At 63.4% G+C, this 15,008-nt stretch carries 16 protein-coding genes; 10 read left to right on the top strand and 6 right to left on the bottom strand.

Annotated elements, in window-relative coordinates; translation table 11 throughout:
- The coding region (locus AC16JP_RS04600) for an FAD-dependent oxidoreductase (RefSeq protein WP_484339426.1) at positions 1-522 on the top strand (522 nt) is incomplete at its 5' end.
- Between the two features lie 62 nt (positions 523-584).
- On the opposite strand, the gene AC16JP_RS04595 is transcribed toward AC16JP_RS04600, so the two are convergent.
- The 4 genes from AC16JP_RS04595 to AC16JP_RS04580 form a co-directional block, all read right to left on the bottom strand.
- Complete coding sequence (locus AC16JP_RS04595; RefSeq protein ID WP_484339425.1) at positions 585-1,229, bottom strand: carbonic anhydrase; 645 nt, start codon at positions 1,227-1,229, stop codon at positions 585-587.
- A 96-nt stretch (positions 1,230-1,325) separates the two neighbouring features.
- Positions 1,326-2,006 (bottom strand): PEPxxWA-CTERM sorting domain-containing protein, encoded by a 681-nt coding sequence (locus AC16JP_RS04590; protein WP_484339424.1) that lies wholly within the window; start codon positions 2,004-2,006, stop codon positions 1,326-1,328.
- A gap of 111 nt (positions 2,007-2,117) precedes the next feature.
- Positions 2,118-2,654 carry a J domain-containing protein gene (locus AC16JP_RS04585; protein WP_484339423.1) on the bottom strand — a complete coding sequence of 179 codons (537 nt, stop codon included), beginning with the start codon at positions 2,652-2,654 and terminating at the stop codon, positions 2,118-2,120.
- Positions 2,655-2,798: 144 nt separating this feature from the next.
- Positions 2,799-4,394 (bottom strand): phosphoenolpyruvate carboxykinase, encoded by a 1,596-nt coding sequence (locus AC16JP_RS04580; protein ID WP_484339422.1) that lies wholly within the window; start codon positions 4,392-4,394, stop codon positions 2,799-2,801.
- A gap of 222 nt (positions 4,395-4,616) precedes the next feature.
- Between AC16JP_RS04580 and AC16JP_RS04575 the strand changes: the two genes are divergently transcribed.
- The 6 genes from AC16JP_RS04575 to AC16JP_RS04550 are packed head-to-tail and all read left to right on the top strand — an operon-like array spanning position 4,617 to position 8,985.
- Complete coding sequence (locus AC16JP_RS04575; protein WP_484339421.1) at positions 4,617-5,339, top strand: response regulator transcription factor; 723 nt, start codon at positions 4,617-4,619, stop codon at positions 5,337-5,339.
- Between the two features lie 5 nt (positions 5,340-5,344).
- Positions 5,345-6,946 carry a sensor histidine kinase gene (locus AC16JP_RS04570; RefSeq protein WP_484339420.1) on the top strand — a complete coding sequence of 534 codons (1,602 nt, stop codon included), beginning with the start codon at positions 5,345-5,347 and terminating at the stop codon, positions 6,944-6,946.
- Positions 6,947-6,952: 6 nt separating this feature from the next.
- Complete coding sequence (locus AC16JP_RS04565) at positions 6,953-7,372, top strand: HPr kinase/phosphorylase (RefSeq protein WP_484339419.1); 420 nt, start codon at positions 6,953-6,955, stop codon at positions 7,370-7,372.
- A gap of 10 nt (positions 7,373-7,382) precedes the next feature.
- Positions 7,383-8,300, top strand: a complete 918-nt coding sequence (gene rapZ / locus AC16JP_RS04560) for an RNase adapter RapZ (RefSeq protein WP_484339418.1) — start codon at positions 7,383-7,385, stop codon at positions 8,298-8,300.
- On the top strand, positions 8,297-8,701 hold the full coding sequence (locus tag AC16JP_RS04555; RefSeq protein ID WP_484339417.1) for a PTS sugar transporter subunit IIA: 405 nt from the start codon (positions 8,297-8,299) through the stop codon (positions 8,699-8,701). The genes rapZ and AC16JP_RS04555 overlap by 4 nt, the downstream gene beginning before the upstream one ends.
- A 29-nt stretch (positions 8,702-8,730) precedes the next feature.
- Complete coding sequence (locus AC16JP_RS04550) at positions 8,731-8,985, top strand: HPr family phosphocarrier protein (protein ID WP_484339416.1); 255 nt, start codon at positions 8,731-8,733, stop codon at positions 8,983-8,985.
- Positions 8,986-9,019: 34 nt separating this feature from the next.
- Here AC16JP_RS04550 and bfr read toward each other — a convergent pair whose 3' ends face one another.
- On the bottom strand, positions 9,020-9,499 hold the full coding sequence (gene bfr / locus AC16JP_RS04545) for a bacterioferritin (protein ID WP_484339415.1): 480 nt from the start codon (positions 9,497-9,499) through the stop codon (positions 9,020-9,022).
- Between the two features lie 155 nt (positions 9,500-9,654).
- On the opposite strand from bfr, the gene ileS reads away from it, so the two are divergent.
- The 3 genes from ileS to AC16JP_RS04530 are packed head-to-tail and all read left to right on the top strand — an operon-like array spanning position 9,655 to position 13,359.
- Positions 9,655-12,435 (top strand): isoleucine--tRNA ligase, encoded by a 2,781-nt coding sequence (gene ileS / locus AC16JP_RS04540; protein WP_484339414.1) that lies wholly within the window; start codon positions 9,655-9,657, stop codon positions 12,433-12,435.
- Complete coding sequence (gene lspA / locus AC16JP_RS04535; RefSeq protein ID WP_484339427.1) at positions 12,435-12,926, top strand: signal peptidase II; 492 nt, start codon at positions 12,435-12,437, stop codon at positions 12,924-12,926. Before ileS ends, lspA begins: the two co-directional genes overlap by 1 nt.
- Positions 12,919-13,359 carry a DUF3035 domain-containing protein gene (locus AC16JP_RS04530; RefSeq protein ID WP_484339413.1) on the top strand — a complete coding sequence of 147 codons (441 nt, stop codon included), beginning with the start codon at positions 12,919-12,921 and terminating at the stop codon, positions 13,357-13,359. Before lspA ends, AC16JP_RS04530 begins: the two co-directional genes overlap by 8 nt.
- A gap of 48 nt (positions 13,360-13,407) precedes the next feature.
- Here AC16JP_RS04530 and AC16JP_RS04525 read toward each other — a convergent pair whose 3' ends face one another.
- Positions 13,408-14,919: a helicase HerA-like domain-containing protein gene (locus AC16JP_RS04525; RefSeq protein ID WP_484339412.1), complete on the bottom strand. Its 1,512-nt coding sequence runs from the start codon at positions 14,917-14,919 to the stop codon at positions 13,408-13,410.
- Between the last annotated feature and the right edge of the window lie 89 nt (positions 14,920-15,008).

Here is a 15,008-nt window from a genome sequence, read left to right as displayed (position 1 = left end):
GTCACCAACGAATGGTGCGAGACCAACGTGCCCGGCCTTTACGCGATCGGCGACGTGACCGGTGCTCCGTGGCTTGCCCACAAGGCTAGCCACGAAGGAATCGTGGCGGTGGAACGCATCGCCGGTGCGCTGCACGCCCATCCGATGGACAAGTCGAACATTCCCGGCTGCACATACAGCCGCCCGCAGGTGGCCTCGGTCGGCCTTACCGAGGCGAAGGCCAAGGCGGCGGGCCATGAGGTGAAGGTGGGCCGCTTCCCCTATGTCGGTAACGGCAAGGCGATCGCGCTTGGCGAAACCGAGGGGTTCATCAAGACTGTGTTCGACGCCAAGTCAGGCGCGCTGATCGGCGCCCACATGGTTGGCGCTGAAGTCACTGAACTGATCCAGGGCTATGCGATCGCGCGCCAGTGCGAAGCAACCGAAGCCGAGCTGATGGCGACGATCTTCCCGCATCCGACGCTTTCGGAAATGATGCACGAAAGCGTGCTGGATGCTTATGGGCGCGCCCTGCATATCTGAGGACAGGCAGGCGGCTGGTTTCGGGAGCGGGTGCGCAACGGTTGCGCACCCTCCATTGCAACTCAGAGATCCAGTGGAATGGCCTGAAACTGCCCGGATTTTTCATCCAGTACCTTGAGTGTGCCGTCGGCGATGTCGAAGATGGCGCCGTGCAGGAACAGCTTGCCTTCGGCTTCGGCGGCGGCGACGAACGGATAGGTTCGAAGATTGGCGATGCCGGTGCGCACATTGGCCTGTTCCAGTGCGCGGTGGGCGTCGATATCCTGCGACAGCGCGCAGGCAGCTTTTACCGTGTCGCGCGCGGGTGAAATAAATTCCATCCACGCATGCACATGCTTGCCCGCAACCGGCTTGTCGAAATCACCAGCCAGTGCAGCCGCGATGCCGCCGCATTGCGCGTGGCCAAAGATCAGGATGTGCGGAACATATGCCATGGTGACTGCATATTCCAGCGCGGCAGCCACGCTGGACTGGCCCGAAATCGCAGAATAAGGCGGCACCAGATTGGCGATGTTGCGCAGGACGAACATCTGCCCCGGTTCGGAATCGAAAACCCGCGTCGGGTCGACCCGGCTGTCCGAGCACGAGATGACCATGACCTGAGGCGATTGGCCCTGCGCCAGCCTGTCATAGCGTTCGCGCTGCTCGCGGTAGGGGCCAAGGCGAAAGCGGCGATACCCTTCGATCAGGTTGTCGAAATCATCCATGCCGCGCCCCATGCCGGACCTGCGCCGACAGGGGAAGGGGGGGACGGCAAAAAGGCAGGGCGGCCACCTTTCCGGCAGCCGCCCCGGTGTTGGAAATCAGGCGCTGACCTGTTGCAGCGTCGGTTTGCGCCTGACAGCAAAGCCAACCAACCCGAAGCCGGTGATCAGCATCGCCCATGTGGCGGGTTCCGGCACACCGGGAACGAACATTCCCTGCGACTGCGGCTGGTCGACCGAGACGATGTAGCGGGCGTTGCCGGTCAGGCCTGGCGCCATCGCCACATAGGTCGAGATCAGCGCATTCACGGCGCCGTTGCTGGATGCGAACACCGCACCGGGGTGTTCGATCTGCCAGATCGCTGCCTGGATCGCTGCGATGTCGTTCGACTTGGTGGGATCACCGACATAGCTGAACCCAAGTGTTGCCAGCCCCTTCATCTGCTTGACCTGCGACGAGGTCAGCGGATTGCCGTAGCCATCGGTCGTCAGTTGGGCGAAATTATAGTGCAGGTTCACACTGTTCTGCGAACCGAATCCGGCGCTGATGGTATGCCCCAGGTCGACGCAGAAGGCGTCGAAGTCGAACGAACCAGTAGTGCCGGTGCCGGTCAGGCGGAACACACCGCCGGTCGTGTTGATCGCCGGCGAACCGGTCGAGGATACGCCGGCATAGTTGTAGATGCCTGCGCCGGTGACGTTCAGATCGGCCGCAGTCGCGGGCATGGCCGCAAGTGCGGCGGCGGCAAAGGCCGCAGCCGTAAACAAACGCATAGTCATGATTGCCTCCTGTTGACCGGGTCCGACAACCCGGCATGGGGGAGGGTGCTGCGACATCAGGCTGCACACAATATTCAAAGAAAGTAAACGTAGTTTGTTAACTATCTATTATCAGGCGCCACTGGCTTCCCGGCGTTTTGCTGCCTGCCGCAACACCTCGTAAGCGGCTTGAACTGCACGGAAACGTTCGGCAGCCTGCTGGTTTCCGGGATTTGTGTCGGGATGGTTTTCTTTGGCCATGCGCCGGTGCGCCGCCTTGATCGCGGCTTCGTCGGCGTCGGGTGGCAGTTCGAACAGCCGCAGCGCATCCAGTTCCGCCCGCGACCGCGAGCCATCGCCTTCGCCCCATTCCCAGTGGCGCGCGTGGCTGTAGCCGCTTTGCGCGCGGTGGTCGTCGGCCTCATGGGCGGCGGCATCTTCGGCCGACAGGGCGTCGAAATAGTTCCAGCCGCGATTATACTCGGCGGCGTGCTCCTCGCAGAACCACCAGCGCTCGGGGCGGTTTGGTGCTTTGGGGGCAGGGCAGTTACCCGGCATCGTGCAGCCATGCCGGTCGCACAGGCGCTGCGCCTGCGGGGCGGAATTGCCCCTGTTGTAGGGGCGCCAGCGCGGGAAGCCCCAATCATTGCTGCGCCGGGCGCGCGTCATCGCGCTTCGCGGCTTTGGCGGCGATGGAACGGGGCGTTAGTCATCGAAACCGATTTCGGATCATTGCCACCGATTGCAACCCCGCCCGGCAAACGGCAAGCCCCTGCCGGATTTGTGAGTCCGGCAGGGGCTTGCGTGGTCCGGTCAGGCCGCCTTGGGGGCGGCGTCGCGCACGCCCTGTTCGACATGTGCTTCGAACTGGGCAAAGTTTTCCACGAACATGCCGACCAGCGCGCGCGCCGTCTGGTCATAGCCTTCAGGCGTTGGCCAGGTGCTGCGCGGGTTCAGGATGCTGTCGTCAACGCCGGGCACATGCACCGGCACATCGAATCCAAAGAAGGGATCCTTGCGGAACGCGACATTCTTCAGGCTGCCATCGAGGGCCGCGTTCAGCAGCGCGCGCGTGACCTTGATCGGCATCCGGCTGCCGGTGCCATATTTGCCGCCGGTCCAGCCGGTGTTGACCAGCCAGCAATCGACGCCGCCCTTGGCGATGCGTTCTTTCAGCAGGTTCCCATAGACCGACGGGTGGCGCGGCATGAACGGCGCACCAAAGCATGTCGAGAAGGTGGCGTCGGGTTCGGTCACGCCGATTTCCGTGCCGGCAACGCGCGCGGTATAGCCCGACAGGAAGTGATACATCGCCTGATCGGGCGAAAGCCTGGCGATCGGCGGCAGCACGCCGAAGGCATCGGCCGTCAGCATGATGACGTTCTTTGGCACCGGGCCAAGATTGTCGGCGCTGGCGTTGGGGATGAAATCGATCGGATAGGAACCACGGCTGTTTTCCGCCAGCCGGTTGTCGTCGAGGTCGATTTCGCGCGTTGCGGGATCAATGACCACGTTTTCCAGCACCGTGCCGAAACGCTTGGTCGTGGCAAAGATTTCCGGTTCAGCGGTTGGCGACAGGCGGATCATCTTGGCATAGCAGCCGCCTTCGAAGTTGAAGACTGCCGTGTCCGACCAGCCATGTTCGTCGTCGCCGATCAGCGTGCGCGACGCATCGGCGGAAAGCGTCGTTTTACCGGTGCCAGACAGGCCGAAGAACACCGCAGTGTCACCGTTCGGGCCGATGTTGGCCGAGCAGTGCATCGGCATCACGCCCTGTATCGGCAGCAGGTAATTCAGGATGCCGAACACCGACTTCTTCATTTCGCCGGCATAGCGGGTGCCGCCGATCAGGATCAGTTTTTCGGCGAAGTTGACGGCAATCACGGTTTCCGACCGGCAGCCGTGGCGCGCCGGGTCGGCGCGGAAGCTGGGCAGGTTGATGATGGTGTATTCCGGCGCAAACGCATCGAGTTCAGCCGCAGTCGGGCGCACCAGCATGGTGCGGATAAACAGCGAATGCCACGCATATTCCGTGACGACGCGGACGTTCACGCGGTGTTCGGCCTGCGATCCGCCGAACAGATCCTGCACGAACAGGGTTTCCTTGTCGGCAAGCGCGGCCAGAAAGTCTGCCTTCAGCGCGGCGAAGTGCGCCGGTTCCATCGGCTTGTTGGACTTGCCCCACCAGATGCTGTTTTCGGTGCCCGCATCCTTGACGGTGAATTTGTCGTTGGCGGAACGCCCCGTGTGCACGCCGGTTTCCACCACGAATGCGCCATCCCTCGACAGCAGGCCTTCGCCGCGATTTACGGCCATCTCGACGAGAGGGGCAGTGCCCAGATTCCAGTGCTGTTTCGCCTTGGTCGCGAAGCCCTGTGCGTCGAGGCTGGTGCGCGTTGCTTTTGCCAAAGTAAAAACCCTCCAAGATTTGTCCTGCTCCGCCCGGACGGGGAGGAGCGCGCTGGATGTCGTTCACGGCAGCCATGCAGCAGCCGCATATGTCGTGCGCCGCCCCCTTAATCCAATGCATAGGCTTCTGTGAAGGTGCCAGAAGATCAAGCTTTGGAACAGCCACCGTTAGCAGCTATACCTCGGCCGCATGACGCACCGTGCCCGAGATAGGATGACTGCTTGACTACGGACCACGCCCCGACGATCGCCCTCGTCGACGATGACCGCAACATTCTTACCTCGGTCAGTCTGGCGTTGCAGGCCGAAGGATTCGTAACGCGGATCTATGCCGATGGCGCGGCCGGTCTGAAAGGTTGCCTTGAAAACCCGCCCGATCTGGTGGTGGCCGATATCAAGATGCCGCGCATGGACGGGCTGGAGATGCTGCGCCGCCTGCGCGAACAATCCGACCTGCCGGTGATCATGCTGACTTCCAAAGACACCGAGATCGACGAGGCGCTGGGGCTGGCGATGGGCGCCGACGACTATATCGGCAAGCCGTTCTCGCAGCGCCTGCTGATCGAGCGTATCCGGGCCGTTCTGCGCCGGACAGCCAGCCGCCGCGACACCGGCGCCGAGCCGACGGAGGCAGCCGAACCGATCGTGCGCGGCAAGCTGGAGATGGATCCGGCGCGCCATCGCGTCCGCTGGGGCGGGCGCGATGTGGCGCTGACGGTGACCGAGTTTCTGATCCTCGACGCGCTGGCGCAGCGGCCGGGGTTCGTGAAATCGCGCGACCAGTTGATGGACGTGGCCTATGCGCATGACAGCTATGTCGATGAACGTACGATCGATAGCCATATCAAGCGGTTGCGTAAGAAGTTTCGTGTAGCGGATCCGTCGTTCAAGGCCATCGAGACATTATATGGTGTCGGCTACCGCTTCGATCTGGAGGACCGCTGACCGCGATGAACAGCGGCGCTTCCGCGCACGAAATCGAACGGGCGCGGCGCAGGGCTGCGTCGACGCCGCGCTTTGCCGGTTTTCGCTCGCTCGTCACGCGCATTCTGATGGTCAATCTGGTTGCGATTCTCGCGCTTGCAGGTGCCCTGTTCTACATCGAAAGTTTCCGTGCCCGGCTGCTGGAGACCCGCGAGCAGGAACTGCTGGCGCAGGGCGAGGTGATGGCGCACTTTCTTGCGATCGAAACCCGTGAAGCGCAGCAAGCCTCGATTCTGGGCATCACCAGTTGGCGCGGAACGCATGTACGCCTTTACGATGCCGAGGGCGCACTGATCGCCGACAACTGGGACAATCCGGAAAATCAGCGCTTTCGGCTGGTCGACCCGACGACGGCGGGATTCCGCCGCCAGAGCGCCATCGCCATCGACCGGATTGTCGACTTCCTGATCGGCCAGCCGGAACGCCTGCCATTCGATGCAAAGGCCGACCGCGAGCAGAAGGTCTGGCCCGAAGTCCATGCCGCAGCGCGCACTGGAAAGGCCGGGACAGAAGTGCGGCAGACTGCGAACCGGCTGGTGGTGTTGCAGGCGGCGGTGCCGGTTGGCGCGGCAGCACCCGGCGGGCAGCATGCGGTCGTGCTGCTGACGGTCGACACGCCGGATGTCGTCGATCTGGTCCGTCGCGAGCGCATGACTTCGTTTCTGGTCTTTCTGGTGGTGCTTGGTTCCAGCCTCATCCTCAGCCTCTATCTTGGGCGCACGATCGTGGTGCCGCTGCGCCAGCTTGCGCTTGCGGCGCATCGTGTGCGGCTGGGGCGGCAGCGTGATGTCGTCGTGCCGCGCCTGCCGCATCGCCGCGACGAGATCGGCGGACTGGCGCGCGCTCTTGCCGACATGACGGCGGCCCTGCGTCAGAGGATCGACGCGACGGAATCCTTTGCGGCCGATGTCGCGCATGAATTGAAGAACCCGCTTGCCAGCATCCGCAGTGCGGTTGAGGCACTTGGCAGCGTCCGCGACGAGGAAGGGCGCGCACAGCTTTTCAACCTGATCGCCGACGATGTTCGCCGTATCGACCGGCTGATCACCGACATTTCCGCGGCATCCCGGCTGGATGCTGAATTGTCGCGCGCGCGGTTGCAACCAGTGGATGTGGGCCGGCTGATCGAGGGGCTGGTTGCGGCGCAGACGGCGACCGGCCCACTGGAAAACGGCGTGACCATCGAAACCGTGCTTGCCCACAAGCGCCCGGCTCTGGTGATCGCCGACGGTGACCGGCTGGCGCAGGTGTTCGTGAACCTGATCGACAATGCGGCCAGCTTTTCCCCGGCCGGCGGTGTGATCCGGATCTCGCTGGTGGTGCGGCACGGACTGGTGATCGTGCAGGTCGAGGACGAAGGCCCCGGCGTTCCGGGCGAAGCGCGCGACGCCATCTTCGAACGCTTTTATTCCGAGCGCCCGGACCACGAGGATTATGGCAGGCACAGCGGCCTTGGGCTTTCGATCGCGCGCGCGATCGTCGAGGCGCTGGACGGCGATATCAGCGTAACCGATCGGCCGGATGGCAAGGCAGGCGCGATGTTTGTTGTTTCGCTGCCGGCGGCCTGACCGAAGATGGCAGGCCCCATCCATGCGACAGCGGTCGATATCCGGGGCGCGGGCGTTCTGCTGGTCGGGCCATCGGGCAGCGGCAAATCCGATCTGGCGATGCGCCTTATCGATCGTGGCGCAACGCTGGTTGCGGATGATCGGGTGCTGGTGCGCCGCGCCGGGGCCGAACTGCACCTGTCGGCGCCGCCGACGATCGCCGGGTTGATCGAAGTTCGCGGGGTGGGGATTCTGGCGCGGCCGATTGTCGATACGACTGTGGCGCGGCTGGTGGTCGACCTTGTGCGCAGGCCGGATCGGTTGCCCGAACCGGACGTGCATCTGCTGCAAGGCGTGTCGCTGCCATTGCTGGCGCTGGATGCCTTCGAGGCGTCGGCCCCGATCAAGGTGGAGTGGGCATTGGCACATCTGCTTGGGGCGGGCTAAGGTGGCGCCCATGTCGGATGCGAACGGCCCGCAGGATGAGCAGGAGTCGCCAGTCATTCTGGTGACGGGGCTTTCGGGTGCCGGGAAAACAACCGCGCTCAAGGCATTGGAAGACCTTGGCTACGAGGCAGTCGACAACCTGCCGCTATCGCTGCTGGAGCCGCTGTTGCGCCTTGATGTGCACGAGCGGTTGGCGATCGGGATCGACGTCAGGACGCGTGCGTTCTCGACACGGCGGGTGCTGGAAGCGGCCAAGGCTAGCGCGGCAATGGGCCGGGCGATCCGTATCCTGTATCTGGACTGTTCGGGGCCTGAACTGATCCGCCGTTTTTCCGAAACGCGACGTCGGCACCCGCTGGCGATGGAGCGCCCGGCCGGCGACGGAATCGCGCTCGAACGCGAGCTTCTGGACGGGCTGCGGCGCATCGCCGATGTGCTGATCGATACGACCGGCCTTTCCACCAACGACTTGCGGCGCGCCGTAGCCGCCCGGTTCGGACAGCCGGACGCCAGGCGGCTGACGCTGACCCTGATGAGCTTCGGCTATGCACGCGGAATCCCGCGCGACGCAGATCTGGTGTTCGACATGCGTTTCCTTGCCAACCCGCACTGGGTGCCGGAACTGCGGCTGGGAACCGGCCTTGATGCGCCGGTGCGTGACCATGTCATGTCGGACCCTGCCTTTCAGCCGGCGTTCGACGCGATGCTGGGGCTTCTAACGCTGTTGATGCCGGGCTATGCCAAAGAGGGCAGGGCCTATCTTACTGTAGCCTTCGGCTGCACCGGCGGCCGCCATCGGTCGGTGGCGGTGGCGCAGGCTGCGGGCGAGGCACTGGCCGGGAAGGGGTGGTCGAACAGGATCGTCCACCGCGATATTGCGAACGGGTCCTCCGACGGAGCGGTGGGCGAAGAGAAAGGAATGCAATGATCGGCTTGGTGCTTGTGACCCATGGCCGGCTGGCGACCGAGTTCATCGCTGCGATGGAACATGTCGTCGGCCCGCAGGAGCACTGCCTTGCAGTCTGCATCGAAGCAAACGACGACATGGAAGAAAAGCGCGCCGAGATCGAGCGTGCGGCTGTCGCAGTCGACACCGGCCATGGCGCGATCCTGCTGACCGACATGTTCGGCGGCACGCCGTCGAATCTGGCGATTTCGATGCTCGGGCGCCCGAATCTCGAGGTGATCGCCGGGGTGAACCTGCCGATGCTGATCAAGCTTGCCAGCGTCCGCAAGGCGAAGGCCGTCGGCGAGGCGGTCGATCTGGCGCAGGAAGCAGGGCGCAAATACATCAGCGTCGCCAGCCGCCTGCTCGGAGAAGCCGCCTGACCGACGCGACCGGAACGGCGGGGCCGATCGTGCTTGAAATCCGCAATCGACGCGGGCTGCATGCGCGCGCCAGCGCAAGGTTCGTCACGCTGGCAAGCCAGTTCAGCGCAGTCGTCACGGTATCGAAAGATGGCGCCGACGTGGTCGGCACTTCGATCATGGGGCTGATGATGCTGGCCGCCGCCCCCGGAGACTGCATTGCCGTGCGCGCCGAAGGCGCCGACGCCGCTGCCGCCGTCGATGCGCTTTCGGCACTGGTGCGCGACAAGTTCGGCGAGGACTGACCCGAAAACCGGCTTGCCGCGCCCCTGACGTTGTTCAGCTTCCGGCGGATTCGCTTTGTAGCTGGATATAGTTCTGCAGGCCCTGATCCTTGATCATCTGCTGCTGCTTTTCCAGGAAGTCGATGTGGCCTTCCTCGTCCTCGAGGATGTCGGCCAGCAGTTCGCGCGTGCCGAAATCACGAATGGACTCGCAGTAGGGAATGGCTTCCTTCAGCAGATTCAGTGCGTCATTCTCTAGGTCGAGGTCGGCCTGGATGATTTCCTGCACATTTTCGCCGATGCGAAGCCGATTCAGCGTTTGCAGGTTGGGCAGACCGTCGAGGAACAGGATCCGCTCCACCAGCTTGTCGGCGTGTTTCATCTCGTCGATCGACTCGTGGTATTCATACTTGGCGAGCTTGCTGAGACCCCAGTTGTCCAGCATCCGATAGTGCAGAAAATATTGATTGATCGCCGTCAGTTCGCCCTTCAGCACGGCGTTCAGATATTCGATGACCTTTTTGTCACCCTTCATGGCACTATCCTTCAAACTGAAATTTCCTGCGCAATCTAATCCTTTTTTTATCAAAATCAAGTAAAACCAATATGTTGACTGAAAATGGTTCTGATTGGCATTTGCACATCTGCGTGGCTTGCAAGAGGAGGCAGATGCTCTAAAGCGTGGCGCCCATGACCGACGATGCAAAGGCGGCAGATTACCGCCAGACCGTATTCCTGCCCGATACCGGATTTCCGATGAAGGCAGGGCTTAGCGCCACCGAACCAAGGCTTCTTGCCCGGTGGAAGGAAACCTCGGCGCACGAGCGTCTGCGCGAATTGCGCACCGGCGCGCCACGCTGGATTCTGCACGATGGCCCGCCATACGCGAACGGCGACATGCATCTGGGCCATGCGATGAACCACATCCTCAAGGATTTCGTGGTGCGCACGCGCAGCATGCTGGGATTCGACAGCCCCTATGTTCCCGGCTGGGACTGCCACGGACTGCCGATCGAATGGCGGGTCGAAGAGCTCAATCGCCAGAAGGGGCTGAAGAAGGGCGAAATCGACCCGATCGCGTTCCGCCGCCAGTGCCGCGAATATGCGGCGCACTGGGTGGATGTGCAGCGCGGCCAGCTTAAGCGTCTTGGAATCTGGGGTGACTGGGAAAATCCCTACCTTACCATGGACTTTCAGTCGGAAGCGGTTATCGCGACTGAACTGATGAAGTTTGCCGAAACAGGGCAGCTATATCGCGGGGCAAAGCCGGTGATGTGGTCGCCCGTCGAACAGACCGCGCTGGCCGAAGCCGAAGTCGAGTATGAAGACATCACCTCGACCCAGATCGACGTCGCGTTCGAGATCACCGACGCGCCGAACGCGCCGGACCTGATCGGCGCCTATGCCGTCATCTGGACGACGACGCCATGGACGCTGCCGCTCAACCGTGGCCTCGCCTATGGGACCGACATCGAATACCGGCTCTGCCACCTCGACGATGGCCGCAAACTGCTGCTGGCCGGCGATCTGCGCGAGGGGTGGGCGCAGCGCACCGGCCTTGCGCTGCGCGACGGACCGGTGGTGCCTGGCACGGCGCTGGCGGGGGCGGTCGCACGCCACCCGCTGCACCATCTGGGCGGCTTTTTCGCCGAGCCGCGCCCGTTGCTCGCCGGCGATTTCGTCACCACCGACAGCGGCACCGGACTCGTCCACATGGCGCCCGACCATGGCGAGGATGACTTCTTCCTGTGCAAGGCAAACGGCATCGACGCGCTGTTCGTCGTCGGCCCCGATGGCACCTATGCGGCCGACTGGCCGGTGGTGGGCGGGCAGCACGTCTATAAGGTGAATGCGCCCGATGGCCCGGTGTGCACGGCGCTTGCCGACGCCGGGGCGCTGATGGCGGCTTCCGCCGACTATCGGCACAGCTATCCGCACTCGTGGCGGTCGAAGGCGAAGCTGATCTATCGCTGCACGCCGCAATGGTTCGTGGCGATGGACCGCGATCTTGGCGACGGCACGACGCTTCGCGGCCGGGCATTGCGGGCGATCAGCGAAACACGCTGGTTCCCGGCGCAGGGTGAAAACCGCATCCGCGCCATGGTAGAGGGGCGTCCTGACTGGGTGCTCTCGCGGCAGCGCGCGTGGGGGGTGCCGATCACCATCTTCGTGAAGAAGGGCACGGGCGACTATCTGCAGGATCGCGGCGTGAATGAACGGATCGCCGACGCCATCCGGCAAGGCGGCGCCGACGCGTGGTGGACTTCGGAACCGCAACAGCTTCTGGGCAGCGGCTATCACGCCGACGACTACGAGCAGGTGACCGACATTCTGGACGTCTGGTTCGATTCCGGCTCTACCCATGCCTTCGTGACCGAGGCGCGGCTCAAGGCGCAACAGGCGGACCTCTATCTCGAAGGCTCGGACCAGCATCGCGGCTGGTTTCAGTCGTCGCTCCTGGAATCCTGCGGGACGCGGGGGAGGGGGCCCTACAAGGCGGTCCTCACCCATGGTTTCACGCTGGACGAGCGCGGCCGGAAGATGTCGAAGTCGCTTGGCAACGTGATCGATCCGGTGAAACTGATTGAGGACAGCGGCGCCGACGTGCTCCGCCTCTGGTGCGCCAGCGTCGACTTCACCGAGGATGTCCGTCTGGGCAAGGCGATGCTGCAAACCGCGATCGACAGCTATCGCAAGCTGCGGAACACGCTGCGCTATCTGTTGGGTGCGCTGAACGGCTACGACGAAGCCGAAGCGGTGCCGGTTGCCGACATGCCGGAACTCGAGCGCTATATTCTTTCAAGGCTCGCGTCGCTCGACGGAGAGCTGAAGGCGGCGTTGGAAGTGCATGCCTATAATCGCTATACGTCTGACATTCTGTCGTTCGTAAACAGTGACTTGTCGGCGTTCTTTTTCGATGTGCGTAAAGACAGCCTCTATTGCGACGACAAGGCTGACCCCAGCCGCCGTGCCTATCGGACTGCGCTGGCAATCCTGTTCGACGCCATCAACGCATGGCTTGCGCCGGTGCTGGTGTTCACCTCCGAGGAAGCGCACGAACAGCGGCACGGAGCGGCGACATCGGTTCATCACGGTACCTATGCCGCAATCCCCGGCAACTGGCGCGACGAGGCGCTGGAAACGCGCTTTGATCGCCTGCGTGCGTTGCGCGCCCTTATCACACAGGCGATAGAACCGATGCGCCGGGGCAAGGAGGTCGGTTCGTCGAACGAAGTTGCGGTTCGCCTGTATCTGGGCAGGGCCGACGCCGAGGCCGTTCATTCGGTCGATTTCGCCCAGCTTTGCATCATTTCGTCGGTCGAAGTGATCGAGGCTGAAGGCGAGCCGCAGGTGGAGGCAAGGGTATCGTCGGCGCCGCGCTGCGCCCGCTGCTGGCGTCATGTGCCCGATGTTGCGCAGGCAAGCCAGTTGTGCGCCCGTTGCGACGCAGTCGTTCAGGGGCAGCCGTGATGCTCCGCATCGGCTATGGCCTCGCCGCGATCGTGTTCGTCGTCGATCAACTGGTGAAATACTGGATCGTCGAGATCGTCCGCCTGCAGGAACAGGGCACTGTTGCCGTCTGGCCCTTCCTGTCGCTGACGTGGGTTGAAAACCGTGGCGTTTCCATGGGGTTGCTGACAGCCGATACCGAAGTCGGGCGATGGCTGCTGGTGGGCATGACCGGGCTGATCGCGCTGGTGGTCGGCGTCTGGATCCGCCGTGAACGGGCGCTGCCCGAGGCGGTGGCGCTGGGGTTGGTGCTGGGCGGCGCGCTTGGCAACATCGTCGATCGTGTGCGCCTTGGCTATGTCGTGGATTTCGTGCATTTGCACGTGGGCGACCGGTCCTTTTATGTGTTCAACGTCGCGGATGCGGCAATCACCCTTGGCGTTGCGATTCTGATCGTTCGCGCGCTCATCGGCCGTTCAGGCGGCCAGACGGAGAAAATGACAGATGCGTAGCCTGATCCTTCTCGCCACCTCCGTCGTGGTCCTTGCCGGTTGCAAGAGCAACGACATCGCCGACCGCAAGCGCCCCGACGAGTTCGCTGTCGGCAAGCAGGCGCCGCTGGTGATCCCGCCGGATTATGCGCTGGTGCCGCCGCGCCCCGGCTCTCCGCGCCCCATCCCCAGCGACAGCCAGCAGCAGGCGCTGGAAGCACTGTTCGGCCCCGGTGTGCAGCTTCCGCCGCGTTCCGAGATCGAGAATCGCCTGCTGTCGGATGCGAAGGCAACCAAGGCCGATGCCGGCGTCCGCAACACTGCCGACGATCGTGGCGAAGGCGTGGGCACGGCAGTCGTCGACAAGGGAGTGTTCCTGCGCGAACTGCTGGATGCGCCGGCAAGCACCCGTAACGCCGATCTGGCGCGGGTGACGATCCCCAACGGGAACTGATACTGGGAAACCGGCGCCACCCGCCGTGGGTGGCTCCCGTGCATTCTCTCAGCGTTTGCGGAACAGGCTTCCCAGCAGGCCCCGCATGATTGTGCGGCCTGCCTGCACTGCAACGGCGGTTGCAGTGGCGACGGCCACTTTTTCCACCTTGCCCATCGTGGAATTGCGGTAGGCCCGTTCGGCCGCTGCGTTATCCTTGGCTTGCTGCGCCTGCTGTTTGCGCGCGTCGGCCTCGGCGCGCACCGTATCCTTTTCCTGCTGCGCGGCCTGCACCTTCTGCGACAGGATTTCGAACGCGGACTGGCGATCAACGGCCGATTCATATTTCCCAGCCAGCGGCGATGATGTCACCAGCACCTTGCGTTCTTCGGGCGTGATCGGCCCCACGCGCGATGAAGGCGGTCGGATAAGTACGCGCTCGACGGGGGAGGGCGCACCATCCTCCATCAGCAACGACACCAGCGCCTCGCCGGTCTTCAACTCGGTGATTTCCTGCTCGACGTTCACTTTCGGGTTGGGCCGGAAGGTGGTTGCCGCCGCCTTCACCGCCTTCTGGTCACGCGGCGTGAACGCGCGCAGGGCATGCTGGAGGCGGTTGCCCAGCTGCCCGGCAATGGTGTCCGGCACGTCGATCGGGTTCTGGGTGATGAAATAGACGCCGACCCCCTTCGACCGGATCAGGCGGACAACCTGTTCCACCTTTTCGAGAAGAGCTTTCGGCGCCTCGTCGAACAGCAGGTGTGCTTCGTCGAAAAAGAACACCAGCTTCGGTTTGTCGGGATCGCCGACTTCCGGCAGTTCCTCGAACAGTTCCGCCAGCATCCACAGCAGGAACGTCGCATAAAGCTTCGGGCTGGACATCAGCTTGTCGGCGGCCAGCACGTTCACCTGTCCGCGCCCGTCTTCGCTGGTGCGGATCATGTCGGTCATCGCCAGCGCGGGTTCGCCGAAAAACCGGTCCCCTCCCTGTGATTCCAGCGCCAGCAACTGTCGCTGGATTGCGCCGATCGAGGCGGCCGTGACGTTGCCATAGTTTACCGCGATGTCTTTCGCATTCTCGCCGCACCAGACCAGCATCTGCTTCAGGTCTTTCAGGTCGAGCAGCAGCAGGCCCTGATCGTCGGCCACCTTGAAGGCGATGTTCAGCACGCCTTCCTGGGTTTCGTTCAGCCCCAGCAGGCGCGCCAGCAGCAGCGGGCCCATTTCCGATATGGTCGTGCGGATGGGGTGGCCCTGTTCGCCGAACAGATCCCAGAACACAGCCGGGGTATCGGCATAGCCGTAGTTCTGCAGGCCGATCTTTGCCGCCCGCGACTGGAACGCCTCGTGCAGTTTCGAAGTAGGAGAGCCGGGCATCGAGATGCCCGACAGGTCGCCCTTGACGTCTGACAGGAAGACCGGAACCCCGACCTTGCTGAAGCCTTCCGCCAACACCTGAAGCGACACGCTTTTGCCGGTGCCGGTTGCGCCTGCGATCAGGCCGTGGCGGTTCGCCCGGCGCAGAACAAGGGCCTGCGCCGAGCTTGCATCATCTTTAGCGCCGATGAAGATGTCGTCCATGTCGCCCCTTGCCGTTGTTCCGGTTTCTCCGGCTCTCTAGCTAGAGGAAGCAGCGCTGCGCGAAAAGGCCTGTGTGTCAGCCGGCAGCG

The organism is Sandaracinobacteroides sp., from assembly GCF_057137845.1.
Note: the sequence above shows the minus strand (reverse complement) of the source record. Positions and strands in the feature narration are given on the sequence as shown.